The organism is Pseudomonas defluvii (assembly GCF_001695625.1).
In the GTDB taxonomy this organism is placed as follows: domain Bacteria; phylum Pseudomonadota; class Gammaproteobacteria; order Pseudomonadales; family Pseudomonadaceae; genus Aquipseudomonas; species Aquipseudomonas defluvii.
Genome location: NZ_MBPN01000070.1, coordinates 1 through 15,906, shown reverse-complemented (window position 1 = coordinate 15,906; position 15,906 = coordinate 1). Strand labels below are relative to the sequence as shown.

Below are 15,906 nucleotides of genomic sequence, written 5' to 3'. Positions count from 1 at the left end.
GAGGAACGACCGTGCATAACGTCGTGATCAGCGGCACCGGCCTGTACACCCCGGCCAACAGCATTTCCAACGAGGAACTGGTGGCGGCGTTCAACGCCTACGTCAGCCAGTTCAATGCCGATAATGCTCAGGCCATCGAGCGTGGCGAGGTTCAGGCCCTGGCTGAATCCAGCGCTGCGTTCATTGAGAAGGCGTCGGGTATCAAGAGCCGCTTTGTCATGGACAAGGATGGCATCCTCGATCCTCAGCGCATGGCGCCGCGTTTGCCTGAGCGCAGCAACGATGAACCGTCGATTCTCTGCCAGATGGCCGTAGCCGCCGCTGAACAGGCGCTTGCACGTGCAGGTCGCACAGCGGCCGATGTCGATGCGGTGATCGTCGCCTGTTCCAACCTGCAGCGACCTTATCCGGCCATTGCCATCGAAGTGCAGCAAGCTTTGGGCATCAACGGTTTTGGCTTCGACATGAACGTGGCCTGTTCGTCGGCCACCTTTGGTATCCAGACGGCCTGCAACAGCGTTCAGGTCGGCCAGGCCCGTGCCGTGCTGGTGATCAGCCCTGAGGTGTGTACCGGCCATTTGAACTTCCGTGACCGTGATAGCCATTTCATTTTTGGCGATGCGGCCACGGCAGTGTTGGTTGAGCGTGCCGATCTCGCCACCTCGGCCCATCAGTTCGATATCGTCAGCACTAAACTGCTGACGCAGTTCTCCAACAACATCCGCAACAACTTTGGTTTCCTCAACCGTGCGGCGGAAGAGGGCATCGGCGCGCCGGACAAACTGTTCGTGCAAGAGGGGCGCAAGGTTTTCCGTGAGGTGTGCCCGATGGTCGCCGAACTGATCGGCCAGCATTTGGCAGAAAACGACATCAATGTCAGCGACATCAAGCGTTTCTGGTTGCACCAGGCCAACCTGAGCATGAACCACTTGATCGTCAAGAAACTGTTGGGCCGTGACGCCACTGTCGATGAAGCACCGGTGATCCTGGATCGCTATGCCAATACCAGCTCGGCAGGCTCGGTGATTGCCTTGCATACGCACCAGGATGATTTGCCCAAGGGCGCACTGGGTGTGCTCAGTTCCTTTGGCGCGGGCTACTCTATTGGCTGTGTGATTCTGCGCAAACGCTAAGCGCCTCGGGGTGTATCTGGGGGCTGTCTTGGTTGAGAAGGCAGCCCGTCCTGCAACCCGAACGCATGCCTTGGGTGCGTCAGGTTGTGTTGTGCGTTGTTGCTGTAACAAATTCCCGCTATCGAAGTCCATACCCGACTTCCAGGGAAAACCACCATGATCGGCACGAATGAAACCGAGTTTCTGGAGCGCTTGCTTGCCGGAGAGCAGCAGGCGTTCAAAGAACTGGTCGACACCTATCAAAGCGCCATGCGAGCGGTCGCCTACGCCATTGTGGGTAACCGACAGGCCGACGAGGCCGTGCAGGATGCCTGGCTGGCAGTTGTCCGCAGCCTGCCCGGATTTCAGCGCCGCTCCAGCCTCAAGACCTGGTTACTGACCATCACCGCCAACGCGGCAAAAAATCGCTACAGGCAAAATCGTCGTGAGGTGCTGCTCGACGACCTGCCGTCGCCGCATGGCAGCATTGGCGATGATCGCTTCGCGGCTGATGGGCATTGGCGCGTTGCGCCGTTCGCCTGGCATGAAGACACCCCCGAGGCGCTGCTCAGCGAGGATGAGTTGCGCCAGTGCCTGGAGCACACACTGTTGAGCCTGCCGCAGTTGCAAAGCAGCGTGCTGATACTGCGCGAGCGCCAAGGCCTGGCATTGGAAGAGATCTGTAATTTGCTCGAGATATCCCTCTCCAATGTGCGTGTGCTGTTGCACCGGGCACGGCTCAAGGTATTCGCGACCCTGGAGCATTTCGAGGAGACAGGACAATGTTGACCTGCAAGGAAATGGTGGCGCGTAGCAGCGACTACCTGGATGGTGAGCTCACGTTGGGGGAGCGTTTGCTGGTACGTCAGCACCTGCTGTTTTGCCGTAACTGCAGGCGTTTCATCAAACAGATGCGCCTGGCGCAGGCAACGGTACGTGCACTGCCAGAGGCCCCGATGGCGGATGCCGATGTGCTGGCCAGGAAACTGGCGGCGCAGCGCAGGGCTCAAGATAAACCCTGAGTGGTGTGAATCGACTTTGCCAGCCTGAGCTTGTCAGCAGTTCGGCGCTGAAATGAAAAAGGCGGAAAATGCTGGATGGGGTCAGCATTTTCCGCCTTTGAAACTCAGTGCAAGGCGATTAGAACTTGGCTTCCAGGTCTACTTGCAGAGTGTCTACGTCAGCATCGCTGTTCGGCAGTTGGGACAGGTCGGTCTTGGCCATCAGGTAGGTTGTGCCCACCGAGAAGTTCTTGTCGATCTCATAGCCGACCTTGAACTTGTGGCCGCGCGAACCGGTGAAGCCGGCACCGAAGTCGGAGTCGGTGAACAAGCTGACCACAGCGTTACGCTGTATATCACGGTAGTTGTAGTCGAGGCTCCATGCGCCCAGTTTGGTTTTCACACCAGCCAGCCAGGCCTTGTCTTCGCCGTCGGTGCTTTCGGTGTTCTTGACGAACTGACCGTAGGTCGACAGTGGGATGGCGAAGCCTGTGAAGTCGATTTGGCCGAAACCTTCCACGAGGTTGAACTCGTTGGTGGTGTTGCCAAAGGACTGCAGTACGCTGGACGCCTTGTCGTTGTCATAGCCATAGATGCTGCCGCCCACGGTAACCTTGACGGTATCCGCAGCAGCAAAGCGTGTACCCAACTGGCCGTGGTACAACTGTGCGTCGTGCTTGAACTGCACGCCATCACCGTCGACGTTGTCCTTGAGCGTGTAATGACCGGCGCTGCCGAACAGCTCAGCGCCACCCAAATTGGTTTTGTAGGTAACGGCCAGGCCTTCTGGATTGATGTCGCTATCCCAGATGATGTCCCCCATGCTCACCCATGGCTGGTTCATCTTGCCGCCGATCAGGTGCAGGTTCGGAACAGCGGTCGGGTGCCAGTCGAGGTAGGCCTGGTCGACCCACAGCGATTTTTTCTCGAAATATTTGTCCAGGCTCTGGTTGGTGGAGCGGGCATCGGCGCTGCTGCCGGTAGCCACGCGCACGCCGGCGTCGACTTGCGGATTGATCTCACTGTAGAAGCCGACGCGGGCACGGACACGCTCGCGGTCCTGGTTGCCGCTGCTTGCGTTGGGGTTGTCGACGTTGACGTCTTCGTAACGCAGGCGCACATCGCCCTTGATCTGGGTCTTGGCGGCCCATGCCACTTTTTGTTCAAAGGAACTCATGCGTTCGGACTGAGCCTTCTGGGCGGCTTTTTCCTTGGTCTCGGTGGCCAGGTCCGATTGCAGTTCGTTGTACTGCGCTTGGTTGATCGAGCCGTTAGCCTTGAGCATTTCGAGCAGCTTGGCGTCGACTGCAGCACTGGCCGGAGCACTCAGAGCCAGCATCATGCCTGTGCAAAGGCTCGCTCCGGTTAGTGTAGAAACAAGACGCATAAGGTTCTCCCTATTTGAAAAAAATGGGGAGGCAGCTGCCCACCCCGTATTGGCATGTCCTCGGAAAGCGCCTGGCTAGACAGCGTCTTGGGTTCCGAAAAACAGGCGCAAGTATTGCGAGCGCCAATTACAGAATGATGTCTCTTTGATTTCGCTCATGTGACGTGATGGCCTGGAGCTGGATGTGCAGGCGTGCAGTTTTCTGGAACACTAGGGTTTCATTTGCCCTGAGTCGTTTGTCATGACCTTCCAGATCATTGCCAGCCTGCGAGACATTGCATCGGATGCATGGGATGCGCTGGTACCCGAAGGTCAGCCCTTTCTGAGGCATGCGTTCCTGAGTGCGCTGGAAGACAGCGGCAGCGTGGGGCCTGGTACGGGCTGGTCCAGCGAACACCTGGTGTTGATGCAGGATGGGCAATGCCGTGCGGCGTTGCCGGCCTACCGCAAGTGGCACTCCTTTGGGGAGTACGTTTTCGATCACGGTTGGGCGGATGCCTGTCAGCGCGCCGGTATTGATTACTACCCCAAGCTGTTGGCCGCGGTACCGTTCAGCCCGGTGGCCGGGACGCGCTTGTTGGCTGCCTCTGAAGCTGATGGCCTGACGTTGCTGCAGGCCATTCCCGGCTACCTGTCCAGTGAAGTGCTGTCAGGTGCGCATGTGAACTTCACCGATACGGCTCTGGATAGGCACATGGGCACGCTACCCGGCTGGCTCGAGCGCCTGGGCTGCCAGTTTCACTGGCATAACCGTGGCTACCGTGACTTCCAGGATTTCCTCGATACGCTGAGTTCACGCAAGCGCAAGCAGATGCGCAAGGAGCGGGAGCAGGTCGCCGGGCAGGGCATCGATTTTCACTGGTTTGGTGGCGAACAGCTGAGCGAGGCGCAGTGGGATTTTATCTATGCCTGCTATGCCAATACCTACCTTGTACGCCGACGTTCGCCGTATTTGACCCGCGAGTTTTTCAGCCTGCTGGCCGAGCGCATGCCTTCGGCGATCCGTGTGGTCATGGCGCGCCAGTCCGGGCGCGATGTGGCAATGGCCTTTAGCCTGGTCGGTGGCGATAGCCTCTACGGTCGCTACTGGGGATGCCTGGCTGAGTTTGATCGATTGCACTTCGAAACCTGTTTCTACCAGGGCATGGACTTCGCTATTGCCCAGGGGCTGCAACGGTTTGATGCGGGGGCGCAGGGCGAACACAAACTGATTCGCGGGTTTGAGCCGGTGCTTACCCGCTCCTGGCATTACTTGCTGCACCCAGGGTTGCGGGCAGCGGTCAGTGAGTTTCTTGAGCAGGAGCGTTCAGGCGTACGTGCTTATGCCGAGGAGGCCAAAACGGCCTTGCCGTATCGTCAAGTGTAAGCGGGTCGCGTTTTAATCGATCCCGACAAAGCCACCGGTCTGGTGCTGCCATAACCGTGCATACAGGCCTTGGTGCGCAAGCAGCTCGGCATGGCTGCCCATTTCGGCGATACGACCTTTTTCCAGCACCACCAGGCGATCCATCCGGGCAATGGTCGACAGGCGATGGGCAATGGCGATGACGGTCTTGCCCCGCATCAGGGTTTCCAGGCTGTCCTGAATGGCGGCTTCGACCTCCGAGTCCAGCGCAGATGTTGCTTCATCCATGATCAGGATCGGCGCGTTTTTCAGCAGTACGCGGGCAATGGCGATGCGCTGACGCTGGCCACCGGACAGTTTTACGCCGCGCTCGCCGACGTGCGCATCGAAGCCGGTGCGGCCCTGGGCATCGGAAAGCTGCGGGATAAATTCATCAGCCCGGGCGCGGCGTACCGCCTCCCATAGCTCGTCGTCGGTAGCGTCCGGCTTGCCATACAGCAGGTTGTCGCGGATTGAGCGGTGCAGCAATGAGGTGTCCTGGGTAATCATGCCGATCTGTGCGCGCAGGCTCTCCTGGGTGATCGTGGCAATGTCCTGACCATCGATCAGGATGCGTCCGCCTTCCAGGTCATAGAGCCGCAGCAGCAGGTTCACCAAGGTCGACTTGCCTGCCCCGGACGGGCCGATCAGGCCGATTTTCTCGCCCGGACGGATCTCCAGATTCAGGTCTTCGATGATTCGGCTGCCCTTGCCATAGTGGAAATCGACATGCTCGAAACGCACCGCGCCGTGGCTCACGTTCAATGCCGGTGCGTTAGGCTGGTCGGTGACGCTCACCGGCTGGGCGATGGTTTGCAGGCCATCCTGCACCATGCCGATGTTTTCGAAGATGCCATTGACCACCCACATGATCCAGCCCGACATGTTGACGATACGGATCACCAGGCCAGTGGCCAGGGCAATGGCCCCGACACTGATCAGCGATTGCGTCCATAACCACAAGGCCAGCGCCGTGGTGGTGACAATCAGCAGGCCGTTCAGGCTGGTGATGACCACATCCATGCTGGTAATGACACGGCTGGCCAGTTGGGTTTTCTCGGTCTGCTCGCGAATGGCTTCCCGGGCATATTGCTGTTCAAAGTCGGTGTGGGCAAAGAGCTTCAAGGTTGCGATGTTGGTGTAGCCGTCGACAATCCTGCCCATGAGCTTGGAGCGGGCATCGGAGGAAATCACGGCTCGGGCCTTTACCCGCGGCACGAAGTAGAAGAGCGCACCGACGTAGCAGGTAATCCAGGTAATCAACGGCAGCATCAAGCGCCAATCCGCCTCGGCGAACAGCACCAGGGAGCTGAGGGCATAGATCAGTACATGCCACAACGCATCGACGGCTTGCACGGCGGAATCGCGCAGCGAATTGCCGGTTTGCATGATGCGTTGGGCAATGCGTCCGGCGAAATCGTTCTGGAAGAAATTCAGGCTCTGCTTGAGCACGTAGGCGTGGTTTTGCCAGCGGATCATGCTGGTCATGCCGGGGCTGATGGTCTGGTGCACCAGCAGGTCGTGCAGGCCGACGAAGATCGGCCGCAAAATCAAGGCTACCACCAGCATCCAGATCAGCTCGCTGGCGTGTTCACTGAAGAAGTTTACATTGGGTGTGCCCTGAGCCAGATCGATGATCCGGCTCAGGTAGCTGAACAGTGCCACTTCGATCAGCGCACCGATCAGCCCCACCACCAACAGTACGGCGAAACTCGGCCAGACCTGACGCAGGTAGTAGAGGTAAAACGGCAGGACCTTGCCAGGCGGTGCCGCCGTCGGCGCATCACGGAAGATATCGATCAACTGCTCGAAACGGCGGTACAGCATGAAAGGGGCAACTCCTGTTGTTTCGGCCCGGCTGAGCGCAGGTCACGTCCTTGTGAACCCGATTTCAGTCGAGGCGTTTAGCCTTGATGATCATCACCGGATCTGCCGGGACATCGCCCATGCCTGCTTTGGTGGTGGTTTTCACATTGGCGATCTGGTCGACCACATCCATGCCCTTGACCACTTTGCCGAACACCGCATAGCCGAAATCACGGCCGCCATGGTCAAGGAAGTTGTTGTCCTTGTGGTTGATGAAGAACTGGCTGGTGGCCGAGTTCACCGCCGCCGTACGGGCCATGGCCAGGGTGCCACGCATGTTACGCAGGCCGTTGTCCGCTTCGTTCTTGATCGGCTCCTTGGTCTCTTTCAGCCCCATGTCCTTGGTGAAGCCACCGCCTTGAACCATGAAGCCAGGGATCACCCGGTGGAAAATGGTGTTGTTGTAGAAACCGCTGTCGACATAACCCAGAAAGTTCTGGGTGCTGATCGGCGCCTTTTCTGCGTCCAGTTCAACTTCGATATCGCCGAAGCTGGTGGTCAGCAGCACGTGGGGTTGTTTGTCGGCAGCCATCAGGCTGGTGGCGAACACGGTAGCGCAGGCGGCCAGGAGAATTTTTTTCAGCATGGACTCAATGATCCTTGAGCGGTAGTTGAAGCGGCAGCGAGAAACTGCAGCAGGGTCTGGTTGAACAGTTGTGGTTGATCCAGTGGTGTAGCGTGCCGTGAATCGGCGATGACTGCCAGTCGAGCCTGAGGGATCAGCTCAACGTAGCGTTCTTTCAATGCGACCGGGGTGTAGTCCTGGTCGGCACTGATCACCAGCGTAGGACAGCGTATTTGCCCCAGGCGTTCCTGCACGCCCCAACCGACGATGGCGTCAAAGCTGCTCAGGTAGGCGCGCTTGTCGTTGCGTGCCCAGCGCAGCGCCATCGTGCGCCGCAGGTGGGCGTGTTCCGGCTTTGGAAACAGCTTGGCCGCAAGGCCTTTACCGACGGCCTCCGTGCTGAGCAGGCGGGCCAGGCTCCAACGCTTGAACCACCATAGCCAGTCTGCTCGGCTGCGCACTTTGACCTCGGGGGCACTGTTGACGATGCACAGGCTGCGCAGCCATTGCGGGTGATCGACAGCGAACTGGAAGCCGATCATGCCGCCCATCGACAACCCGACCAGGTGCACCGGGCCGGGTTGCAGGTGTTCGAGCAATGCCAGCAGGTCGGCACTGAACCCGGCGATGCTGTAGCGTTCACGCGGTTTGTCCGAGCGACCATGGCCGCGGATGTCCATCAGGATAACCCGGTAGTGACGGGCCAGTTCAGGCACTTGAAACTCCCAGTCTTCGCAGCTGGAACCCAAGCCGTGCAACAACACCAAGGGTTCGCCCTGGCCATAGACCTCGTAGTGCAGTGAGCAACCTTCATGTTCGAAGTAGGCCATGGGCGTGATTCCTGTCAGGCTTGGGCGGGGGCGGCGAAGGGCACGTCCAGCGGTGCGGTGTCGAAGTTGCGCAACAGCTCGATGAGGATCTGTGTGGCTGGGCCCAGTGGTTTGTCCTTGTTCGAGTAAAGGTAGAACAGCGGGTGGCGACTGCCACCCTGGTCCAGAGGTAACGGCTTGAGCAGGCCTTCGCGCAATTCGCGTTCGATCAGGTGCCGCGGTAGCCAGGCAAAGCCCAGGCCACTGCAGACGAAGCTTGAAGCGGTGGCCAGGCTGCCGACTGTCCAGCGTTGTTCGGCGCCCAGCCAGCCGACATCGCGTGGTTGCGAGCGCCCCGAATCGCGAATCACCACTTGCAGTTGGCTTTCCAGGTCCTGGAAGCTTAGCGCGCGCTGCAGGCGATGCAGAGCATGCTCGGGATGGGCTACGGCAATGAACTCTACGGCGCTCAATTCGGTGCCCAGGTAACCGGGGATGTTGAAGCCGCTGATGGCAAGGTCGGCGATACCTTCGTGCAGGACTTCCTCGACCCCGGACAACACCTCTTCACGCAGCCGTACCCGGCAGCCGCGGCTCTGTGGCATGAAAGCGCTCAATGCCCGAACCAGGCGTGCGTTGGGGTAGGCGGCATCCACTACCAGCCGTACCTCGGCTTCCCAGCCCTGTTCCATATGGTGGGCGAGGTCTTCCAGTTGACTGGCCTGTTTGACCAGTTGTCGCGAGCGCCTCAGCAGCACGCCGCCGGCTTCGGTCAGCACCGCCTTGCGCCCATCGATTCTCAGGAGTGGTACGCCCAACTGTTCCTGCATGCGCGCCACGGTGTAACTGACAGAAGATTGTGAGCGGTGCAGGGCATCGGCGGCCTGGGCGAAGCCGCCGTGGTCGACGACGGCCTGCAGGGTTCGCCACTGATCCAGGGTAACGCGCGGCGCTTTCATCAAGGGCTCCTGTTGTCCTAAGCTGGCGCACTGTCATGGAGAGCGCCGAATGAAAAAATGTTGTGCTGCATTGCTGGCCCTGCTGCCGCTCACGGCCCTGGCCTATCCCATCGATGTGGAAAAGGAGCTGGAGGGCGTCAAGCTTGACTACACCACCTACGACACGGACTACGACATGGGCGCGATCACCCTGAACAACTACGGTGAGGTGGCGGCCCAGTGCAAGGTGACCTTCCGCAATGGCCCGGAAGCCCCCCGTGTACGCCGTGTGCAGGTACCTGCCAAGCAAAGCGTGGACGTCAACGCCAAGTTCAACCGCAAGATCATCAAGTTGCGCATAGCCCTTAGCTGCAAGCCTCAGTAAAACCAGATGCTCTACCTGTCAGGGTAGAGCATTGGCCAAATAAAACAAATTAATCGATGAGTTGCACCCGATTTTTGCGCTTTTTAATCGATACAATGCTGTTTAATCTTGCCTCCATCGACTTAGCGACCTTGCCGATTGGAGGCAACCATGTCCCGTGTACTGATCATCGAAAGCAGCGCCCGCCAAAACGATTCGATCTCGCGTCAATTGACCCGCGACTTCATCGCGCAGTGGCAGTCAGCCCATCCGACTGACGCGATCACCGTACGTGACCTGGCTGCCAACCCGGTGCCGCATCTGGACGAAACCCTGCTCGGTGGCTGGATGAAGCCTCAAGAGCAGCGCAGTGCCGAAGAACTGAAGGCACTGCAACGCTCAAACGAATTGACCGATGAACTGCTGGCCGCCGATGTGCTGGTAATGGCTGCGCCGATGTACAACTTCACTATCCCGAGCACGCTGAAGGCCTGGCTAGACCATGTACTGCGTGCAGGGATTACCTTCAAGTACACCGAAATCGGCCCGCAGGGGTTGCTGACAGGCAAGCGTGCCTATGTGCTGACCGCTCGCGGTGGTATCCATGCCGGCGGCGCCAGCGACCACCAGGAACCCTACCTGCGTCAGGTGATGGCCTTCATCGGTATCCACGATGTGACCTTCATCCACGCCGAGGGCTTGAACATGGGCGGTGATTTCCACGACAAGGGCCTGAATCAGGCCAAGGCAAAACTGGCTGCGGTGGCCTGAGCTTCAATCGACTTTCCCGCCTGACACCTGTTGCTCCTTTGGGTGTACCTGCCCGATCAATGCCCTGTGCTTGATCGGGTTTTTTGTGGGCGGCTCGTTCAGGCTCGCGACTATCCCTGGCGACAAGGCCCCACGCGTGCCTGAGCGTATTGATCGCCTGGCGGCGAACCGCTAAGGTCGCGGGCTGCACTGCACGGGGTAAACATGGGCTATCTATTAATTGTCGCGCTGATCCAGGCGTTTTCCTTCAGCTTGATCGGCGAGTACCTCGCCGGGCATGTCGACAGCTATTTCGCCGTATTGGCGCGGGTGTTACTGGCGTTGCTGGCGTTTTTGCCGTTGACCCGCTGGCGTCAGGTAGAGCCGCGCTTCATGGGCGCAATGCTCGGCATCGGCGCGCTGCAGTTCGGCATTACCTACGTGTGCCTTTACCTGAGCTTTCGGGTGCTGACGGTACCGGAAGTGTTGCTGTTCACCATCCTCACCCCCTTGCATGTGACGCTGATCGAGGATGCCCTGAACCGGCGTTTCAACCCCTGGGCGCTGCTGGCGGCATTGGTGGCAGTTGGCGGTGCGGCGGTGATTCGTTTTGACCGGATCAACCCGGACTTCTTCATGGGCTTCCTGCTGCTGCAAGTGGCCAACTTTACCTATGCCGCCGGGCAAGTCCTGTACAAGCACCTTGTGGCGCGTTACCCCAGCGATTTGCCGCACTACCGGCGCTTCGGCTATTTCTATCTCGGCGCCTTGATCGTGGTGTTGCCAGCGTTCTTGCTGTTCGGCAACGCGCAGCACCTGCCGAGCACCGAGGTGCAATGGCTGGTGCTGCTGTTTCTCGGGGTGTGCCCGACTGCGCTGGGCCTGTACTGGTGGAACAAGGGCGCCTGCCTGGTTTCCGGCGGTACCCTGGCGGTGATGAACAACCTGCATGTACCCGTGGGGCTCTTGCTCAACCTGTTGATCTGGAACCAGCATGAGCCACTGGGGCGATTGTTCCTTGGTGGTGCGGTGATACTTGCCTCGCTATGGCTTAGCCGCATCGGCGTTCAACGACCGTTGCTCGCCAGCCAGGGACGAGGGTAACAACCCGGCCCGCAGGTCGTTGCCGCTTGGCTGCTGGTACAGGCTCAGGCCAAACTCCGGCAGTACCGCCAGCAGGTAGTCGAAGATATCGCCCTGGATACGCTCGTAGTCGGCCCACGCCGTGGTACGGGTGAAACAATAGATTTCCAGTGGCACGCCCTGCGCAGTGGTCTGCATCTGCCGGACCATGCAGGTCATGTTTGGCTGAATGTCCGGGTGGCTCTTCAGGTAAGCCAGGGCAAATGCACGAAAGGTACCGATGTTGGTCAGGCGCCTGCGGTTGGCCGACAGTTCGGCAACCGGGCCTTGTGCCTCATTCCAGCTGTGCAGTTCATGACGCTTGTGTGCGATGTAGTCGGAGAGTAGGCGAATATCGGCCAGGCGCTGTTCTTCATGGGGCTGCAGGAAGCGCACGCCCCCGGCGTCGATGAACAGGCTGCGTTTGATCCGCCGCCCCCCGGCCTGCTGCATGCCGCGCCAGTTCTTGAAGGATTCGGACATCAAGCGCCAGGTCGGGATCGAGACAATGGTCTTGTCGAAGTTCTGAACTTTTACCGTGTGCAGTGTGATATCGACCACGTCGCCATCGGCGCCCACTTGCGGCATTTCGATCCAGTCACCGACCCGCAACATGTCGTTGCTGGTGAGCTGGACGCTGGCGACGAACGACAGCAGGGTGTCCTTGTAGACCAACAGGATCACCGCCGACATCGCACCCAGGCCGGACAGCAGCAACAGCGGTGAGCGGTCGATCAGGGTGGCGACGATAATGATCGCGCCGAATACGAACAGCACCATCTTGGCCAACTGTATGTAGCCTTTGATCGAGCGGGTACGGGCGTGTTCGGTGCGCGCGTAGATAGCCAGCAGGGCGTCGAGCAGGGCACTGACGGCCAGGGTAACAAACAGGATGGTGAAGGCCAGCGCCAGGTTGCCGAGGAAATGCTGGGTGGTGGCGCTCAGTTCCGGCACCAGCTTGAGGCCGAACTGCACCAGCAGTGACGGGGTGGTTTGGGCCAGGCGTTGGAATACCTTGTTTCGCAGCAGGTCGTTGAGCCAGTGCAAGGCCGGTTGGCGGCCCAGCAGCTTGACCGCGTGCAGGATCAGAAAGCGCGCCACCCGGCCGAGGGCCAGTGCAAGGGCCAGCAGCACGCTCAGGCCAAGGCCGGCATGCAACAGCGGGTGTTGATCCAGCGTGCCCCAGAGGTCCAGGGCGTTTTGCCACAATGTGGAGATATCCATACCGTTTGAAGGGTTCTGTAAATGAAAGACGGGCCATTAGAGCCCGTATTTCTCGTTCAGTGCCAAAAGAAATTCGGCTCCAGCCGTGGAAAACGTTACCCTATGCAACTGAATTTCTGCACTTGCCCGAGGTACACCCGTGTTTTCCCAATTCGCCCTGCACGAACGCCTGCTTAAAGCTGTGGCCGAGCTGAACTTTGTCGAGCCGACGCCGGTGCAGGCAGCGGCCATTCCCCTGGCGCTGCAAGGGCGTGACCTGCGGGTGACGGCACAAACCGGCAGCGGCAAGACAGCAGCCTTTGTTCTGCCTGTGCTCAACCGCCTGGTCGATCTGAAACAGAAGCGTGTCGAGATCCGTGCCCTGATCCTGTTGCCAACCCGTGAGCTGGCCCAGCAAACCCTCAAGGAAATCGAGCGTTTCGCTCAGTTCACCTTCATCAAGGCCGGCATGATCACCGGTGGTGAGGACTTCAAGGAGCAGGCCGCCATGCTGCGCAAGGTGCCTGATATTCTGGTTGGCACCCCAGGGCGCATGCTCGAACAGCTCAATGCCGGCAACCTGAAGCTGGAGCACGTGCAGGTTGTTGTGCTTGATGAAGCCGACCGCATGCTCGACATGGGCTTTTCCGAAGACGTCGAGCGGCTGTGCAACGAGTGCCCTAACCGTGAACAGACCCTGCTGTTCTCCGCCACCACCGGCGGCGCGGGCCTGCGTGAAATGATCGGCAAAGTACTGAAGACCCCTGAACACTTGATGCTCAACAACGTCAGCCAGCTCAGCGAAGGTACTCGCCAGCAGATCATTACGGCCGACCACAACCAGCACAAGGAAGAGATCGTTCAGTGGCTGCTGGCCAACGAGACCTACCAGAAGGCCATCATCTTCACCAACACCCGGGTCATGGCTGACCGTATCTACGGGCACCTGGTCGCCAAGGACTTCAAAGCCTTCGTGCTGCACGGCGACAAGGACCAGAAAGACCGCAAACTGGCCATCGAACGCCTCAAGCAGGGCGGGGCCAAGGTGCTGGTTGCCACTGACGTCGCGGCCCGTGGCCTGGACGTTGATGGCCTGGACCTGGTGATCAACTTCGACATGCCGCGCAGTGGTGACGAGTACGTTCACCGCATCGGCCGTACCGGTCGTGCCGGCAATGAAGGCCTGGCCATCTCGCTGATCTGCCATGGCGACTGGAACCTGATGTCCAGCATCGAGCGCTACCTGAAGCAGAGCTTCGAGCGCCGGGTCATCAAGGAGGTCAAGGGCACCTACAGCGGTCCGAAGAAGGTCAAGGCATCGGGCAAGGCGGTAGGGGTCAAGAAGAAAAAGACTGACAAGAAAGGTGACAAGAAAGCCGTCGCCAAGAAAAAGCCTGCCAACCGGCCAAAAGCCAGCGCACCGCTGGTAAGCCAGGATGGCCTGGCCCCCCTGAAGCGTCGCAAGCCAGCCCCAGCTGCCGAGTAATTCGGCACCTTGTCACCGGCAAGGCCTGCTTCTGAAAACACATTGTGTTGAAGCAGGGCTTGCCCGTGATCCTCTCATAGGCAAGCCCCTGCACCGTTCAAATGTGGAGCGGTAGCTGGTAATGCACCTCACTACCCGTTGATAATCGGCACTGAATTCATTGTTGCCGAGAGTTTCCCATGCTGTTTTTGCTGACGGGGTGCCTGTCATGAGCACCACCCGCCGCGCGACCGACGCGTTTGCCCTGCAAATCATGCTGGGGTTGTGCCTGATCTGGGGCATGCAGCAGGTCATGATCAAATGGGCAGCGGCCGACATCGTGCCGGTGATGCAGGCCGCCGGTCGCTCGGGTATTGCGGCGGTGCTGGTCGGGTTGCTGATCTGCTGGCGTGGTGGCTGGGAGCATGTCAGCAGTACCTGGCGCGGCGGTCTGTTGGCCGGTGCACTGTTTGGCCTGGAATTTCTGTTCATTGCCGAAGGCCTGCAACTGACTTCGGCAGCTCATATGTCGGTGTTTCTCTATACCGCGCCGGTGTTTACCGCGCTGGGCTTGCATTGGCTGCTGCCCAGCGAACGGCTGCGGCCATTGCAATGGTTGGGTATTGCGCTGGCTTTTGGCGGTATTGCGGTGGCATTTGCCGGTGGTGTATCGCTGGAGCATCTGGACGGGCGCATGCTGCTCGGGGATGCCTTTGGTGTGCTGGCCGGCATGGCGTGGGGCGCAACGACCGTCGTGGTGCGCGGTTCGCGGTTGTCCGAGGCCCCGGCGACACTGACGCTGTTCTACCAGTTGTTGGTGGGGTTTGTCGGGCTGCTGATGATCGCCGCGGTCAGTGGCCAGATCGGCCAGGTTACATTTACCCCGATATCGGTTGGCAGCCTGTTGTTCCAAGGCCTGGTGGTGTCGTTCTTCAGTTACTTGACCTGGTTCTGGTTGTTGCGCCGTTACCTGGCATCGAACCTGGCAGTGTTTTCCTTCATCACCCCGTTGTTCGGGGTGACGTTTGGGGTACTGCTGCTTGGCGAGCCGCTCAGTCTGAACTTCATTCTTGGGGCCGTCTGCGTGCTGCTCGGGGTCACGATGGTCAGCGCAGAGCAGTGGGTACGTCGACGTTTGCGCAGCCTGCTCGGCCAGTAACGGGGGCCAGCAACAGGGTGCCCGCCAGCAACAGGCCGGCGCCTGCGACTATCAACGCGGGCTCAAGGCTGGCGGCAAACTGGGTGCTCAGGGCGGCCAGCAAAGGGCCGCTCAGTTGACCAAGGGCAAAACAGGCGGTCAGCAGGCCCGCGTTGCGTTGTGTGGCGTGTGGTGCCAGTTCCCGAGAGCGCTGCATCACCAACTGCATACAGGCCAGGAACGGCGTACCGCAGAGCACCACGCCCAGCGCCAGGCCGGGGCCGTTCCCCAGCAGGCAAGCAAATACCCCGGCGGCCTGCAGCCATAGCGTTACCATCAACCAGCGTGACGTGCTGCCTTGTCCGGGGCGACGCCGACTGACCATCACCACACCCAGCGTTGCCGCCAGGCCAAAGCCGGGCCAGAACAGGTCGGCCAGCCACTGGCCGTGGAAGTGTGTATTGGCCATTTGCGACATGAAGGTCGCCGGAATGATGTAGCCGGTGCCGTACAGCGCATAGATAACGCTCAGGCGGGCAATTCCCGGTGTGCTGCCGCCCAGGCTGATCGCTGCGTTTGTAGCGGTTGCGGGTTGCGGCAGCAGCGGCAGAATGGCCAGTAGCATCAGCAGGGCGGTGGCGGCATAGATCAACCACAGCGGTGCAGAACCGAGCCCCTGTAGGTTGGAATACAGGGCGAGCAAACCGGTCAGGCAGATGCCCATGCCTGGGCCTGCAAAGACCAAGGCGCCCAACTGCGGGCGGTTGCTTTGCGCGGCCAACTGCTGGCTTAAGCTGGTGAT

At 59.8% G+C, this 15,906-nt stretch carries 16 protein-coding genes; 9 read left to right on the top strand and 7 right to left on the bottom strand.

Going from position 1 to position 15,906, the window contains the following annotated elements; translation table 11 throughout:
- Positions 1-11 precede the first annotated feature (11 nt).
- The 3 genes from EKA13_RS18020 to EKA13_RS18010 all read left to right on the top strand — a co-directional run bounded on the left by EKA13_RS18020 (position 12) and on the right by EKA13_RS18010 (position 2,134).
- Positions 12-1,133 (top strand): beta-ketoacyl-ACP synthase III, encoded by a 1,122-nt coding sequence (locus tag EKA13_RS18020; protein ID WP_065760694.1) that lies wholly within the window; start codon positions 12-14, stop codon positions 1,131-1,133.
- 156 nt (positions 1,134-1,289) lie between these two features.
- Complete coding sequence (locus EKA13_RS18015) at positions 1,290-1,901, top strand: RNA polymerase sigma factor (RefSeq protein ID WP_065760693.1); 612 nt, start codon at positions 1,290-1,292, stop codon at positions 1,899-1,901.
- Entirely contained in the window at positions 1,895-2,134 is a 240-nt protein-coding gene (locus EKA13_RS18010) for an anti-sigma factor family protein (protein ID WP_065760692.1), read from the top strand. Before EKA13_RS18015 ends, EKA13_RS18010 begins: the two co-directional genes overlap by 7 nt.
- 118 nt (positions 2,135-2,252) lie before the next feature.
- Here EKA13_RS18010 and EKA13_RS18005 read toward each other — a convergent pair whose 3' ends face one another.
- Positions 2,253-3,500 (bottom strand): putative porin, encoded by a 1,248-nt coding sequence (locus EKA13_RS18005; protein ID WP_065760691.1) that lies wholly within the window; start codon positions 3,498-3,500, stop codon positions 2,253-2,255.
- 241 nt (positions 3,501-3,741) lie between these two features.
- Here EKA13_RS18005 and EKA13_RS18000 point away from each other — a divergent pair, with 241 nt between their 5' ends.
- Positions 3,742-4,866: a GNAT family N-acetyltransferase gene (locus EKA13_RS18000; RefSeq protein WP_065760690.1), complete on the top strand. Its 1,125-nt coding sequence runs from the start codon at positions 3,742-3,744 to the stop codon at positions 4,864-4,866.
- Between the two features lie 12 nt (positions 4,867-4,878).
- On the opposite strand, the gene EKA13_RS17995 is transcribed toward EKA13_RS18000, so the two are convergent.
- From EKA13_RS17995 to EKA13_RS17980, 4 genes are all read right to left on the bottom strand, one after another.
- Complete coding sequence (locus tag EKA13_RS17995) at positions 4,879-6,711, bottom strand: ABC transporter ATP-binding protein (protein ID WP_065760689.1); 1,833 nt, start codon at positions 6,709-6,711, stop codon at positions 4,879-4,881.
- A gap of 64 nt (positions 6,712-6,775) precedes the next feature.
- Complete coding sequence (locus tag EKA13_RS17990; protein WP_065760688.1) at positions 6,776-7,336, bottom strand: peptidylprolyl isomerase; 561 nt, start codon at positions 7,334-7,336, stop codon at positions 6,776-6,778.
- Positions 7,330-8,145 carry an alpha/beta fold hydrolase gene (locus EKA13_RS17985; protein ID WP_065760687.1) on the bottom strand — a complete coding sequence of 272 codons (816 nt, stop codon included), beginning with the start codon at positions 8,143-8,145 and terminating at the stop codon, positions 7,330-7,332. The genes EKA13_RS17990 and EKA13_RS17985 overlap by 7 nt, the downstream gene beginning before the upstream one ends.
- Before the next feature lie 14 nt (positions 8,146-8,159).
- The gene (locus EKA13_RS17980) at positions 8,160-9,083 is read right to left on the bottom strand and encodes a PA3225 family LysR-type transcriptional regulator (RefSeq protein WP_065760686.1); all 924 of its coding nucleotides are present in this window, start codon (positions 9,081-9,083) and stop codon (positions 8,160-8,162) included.
- Between the two features lie 49 nt (positions 9,084-9,132).
- Between EKA13_RS17980 and EKA13_RS17975 the strand changes: the two genes are divergently transcribed.
- The 3 genes from EKA13_RS17975 (at position 9,133) to EKA13_RS17965 (ending at position 11,280) form a co-directional block, all read left to right on the top strand.
- Positions 9,133-9,447, top strand: coding sequence for a 3-phosphoglycerate kinase (locus EKA13_RS17975; protein ID WP_065760685.1), 315 nt, complete (start codon positions 9,133-9,135; stop codon positions 9,445-9,447).
- Positions 9,448-9,597: 150 nt separating this feature from the next.
- Positions 9,598-10,197, top strand: coding sequence for an FMN-dependent NADH-azoreductase (locus EKA13_RS17970; protein WP_065760684.1), 600 nt, complete (start codon positions 9,598-9,600; stop codon positions 10,195-10,197).
- Positions 10,198-10,401: 204 nt separating this feature from the next.
- On the top strand, positions 10,402-11,280 hold the full coding sequence (locus tag EKA13_RS17965) for a carboxylate/amino acid/amine transporter (RefSeq protein WP_065760683.1): 879 nt from the start codon (positions 10,402-10,404) through the stop codon (positions 11,278-11,280).
- On the opposite strand, the gene EKA13_RS17960 is transcribed toward EKA13_RS17965, so the two are convergent.
- Positions 11,221-12,522 (bottom strand): mechanosensitive ion channel family protein, encoded by a 1,302-nt coding sequence (locus EKA13_RS17960; protein WP_065760682.1) that lies wholly within the window; start codon positions 12,520-12,522, stop codon positions 11,221-11,223. The genes EKA13_RS17965 and EKA13_RS17960 overlap by 60 nt on opposite strands.
- 139 nt (positions 12,523-12,661) lie before the next feature.
- Between EKA13_RS17960 and EKA13_RS17955 the strand changes: the two genes are divergently transcribed.
- A complete protein-coding gene (locus EKA13_RS17955) occupies positions 12,662-13,987 on the top strand; it encodes a DEAD/DEAH box helicase (protein WP_065760681.1) in 1,326 nt (441 codons plus the stop codon).
- Positions 13,988-14,195: 208 nt separating this feature from the next.
- Positions 14,196-15,125, top strand: a complete 930-nt coding sequence (locus tag EKA13_RS17950; protein WP_065760680.1) for a DMT family transporter — start codon at positions 14,196-14,198, stop codon at positions 15,123-15,125.
- Here EKA13_RS17950 and EKA13_RS17945 read toward each other — a convergent pair.
- Positions 15,073-15,906: YbfB/YjiJ family MFS transporter (locus EKA13_RS17945; protein WP_065760679.1), on the bottom strand; the 834-nt coding region annotated here is incomplete at its 5' end. The two genes, EKA13_RS17950 and EKA13_RS17945, sit on opposite strands and share 53 nt — an antisense overlap.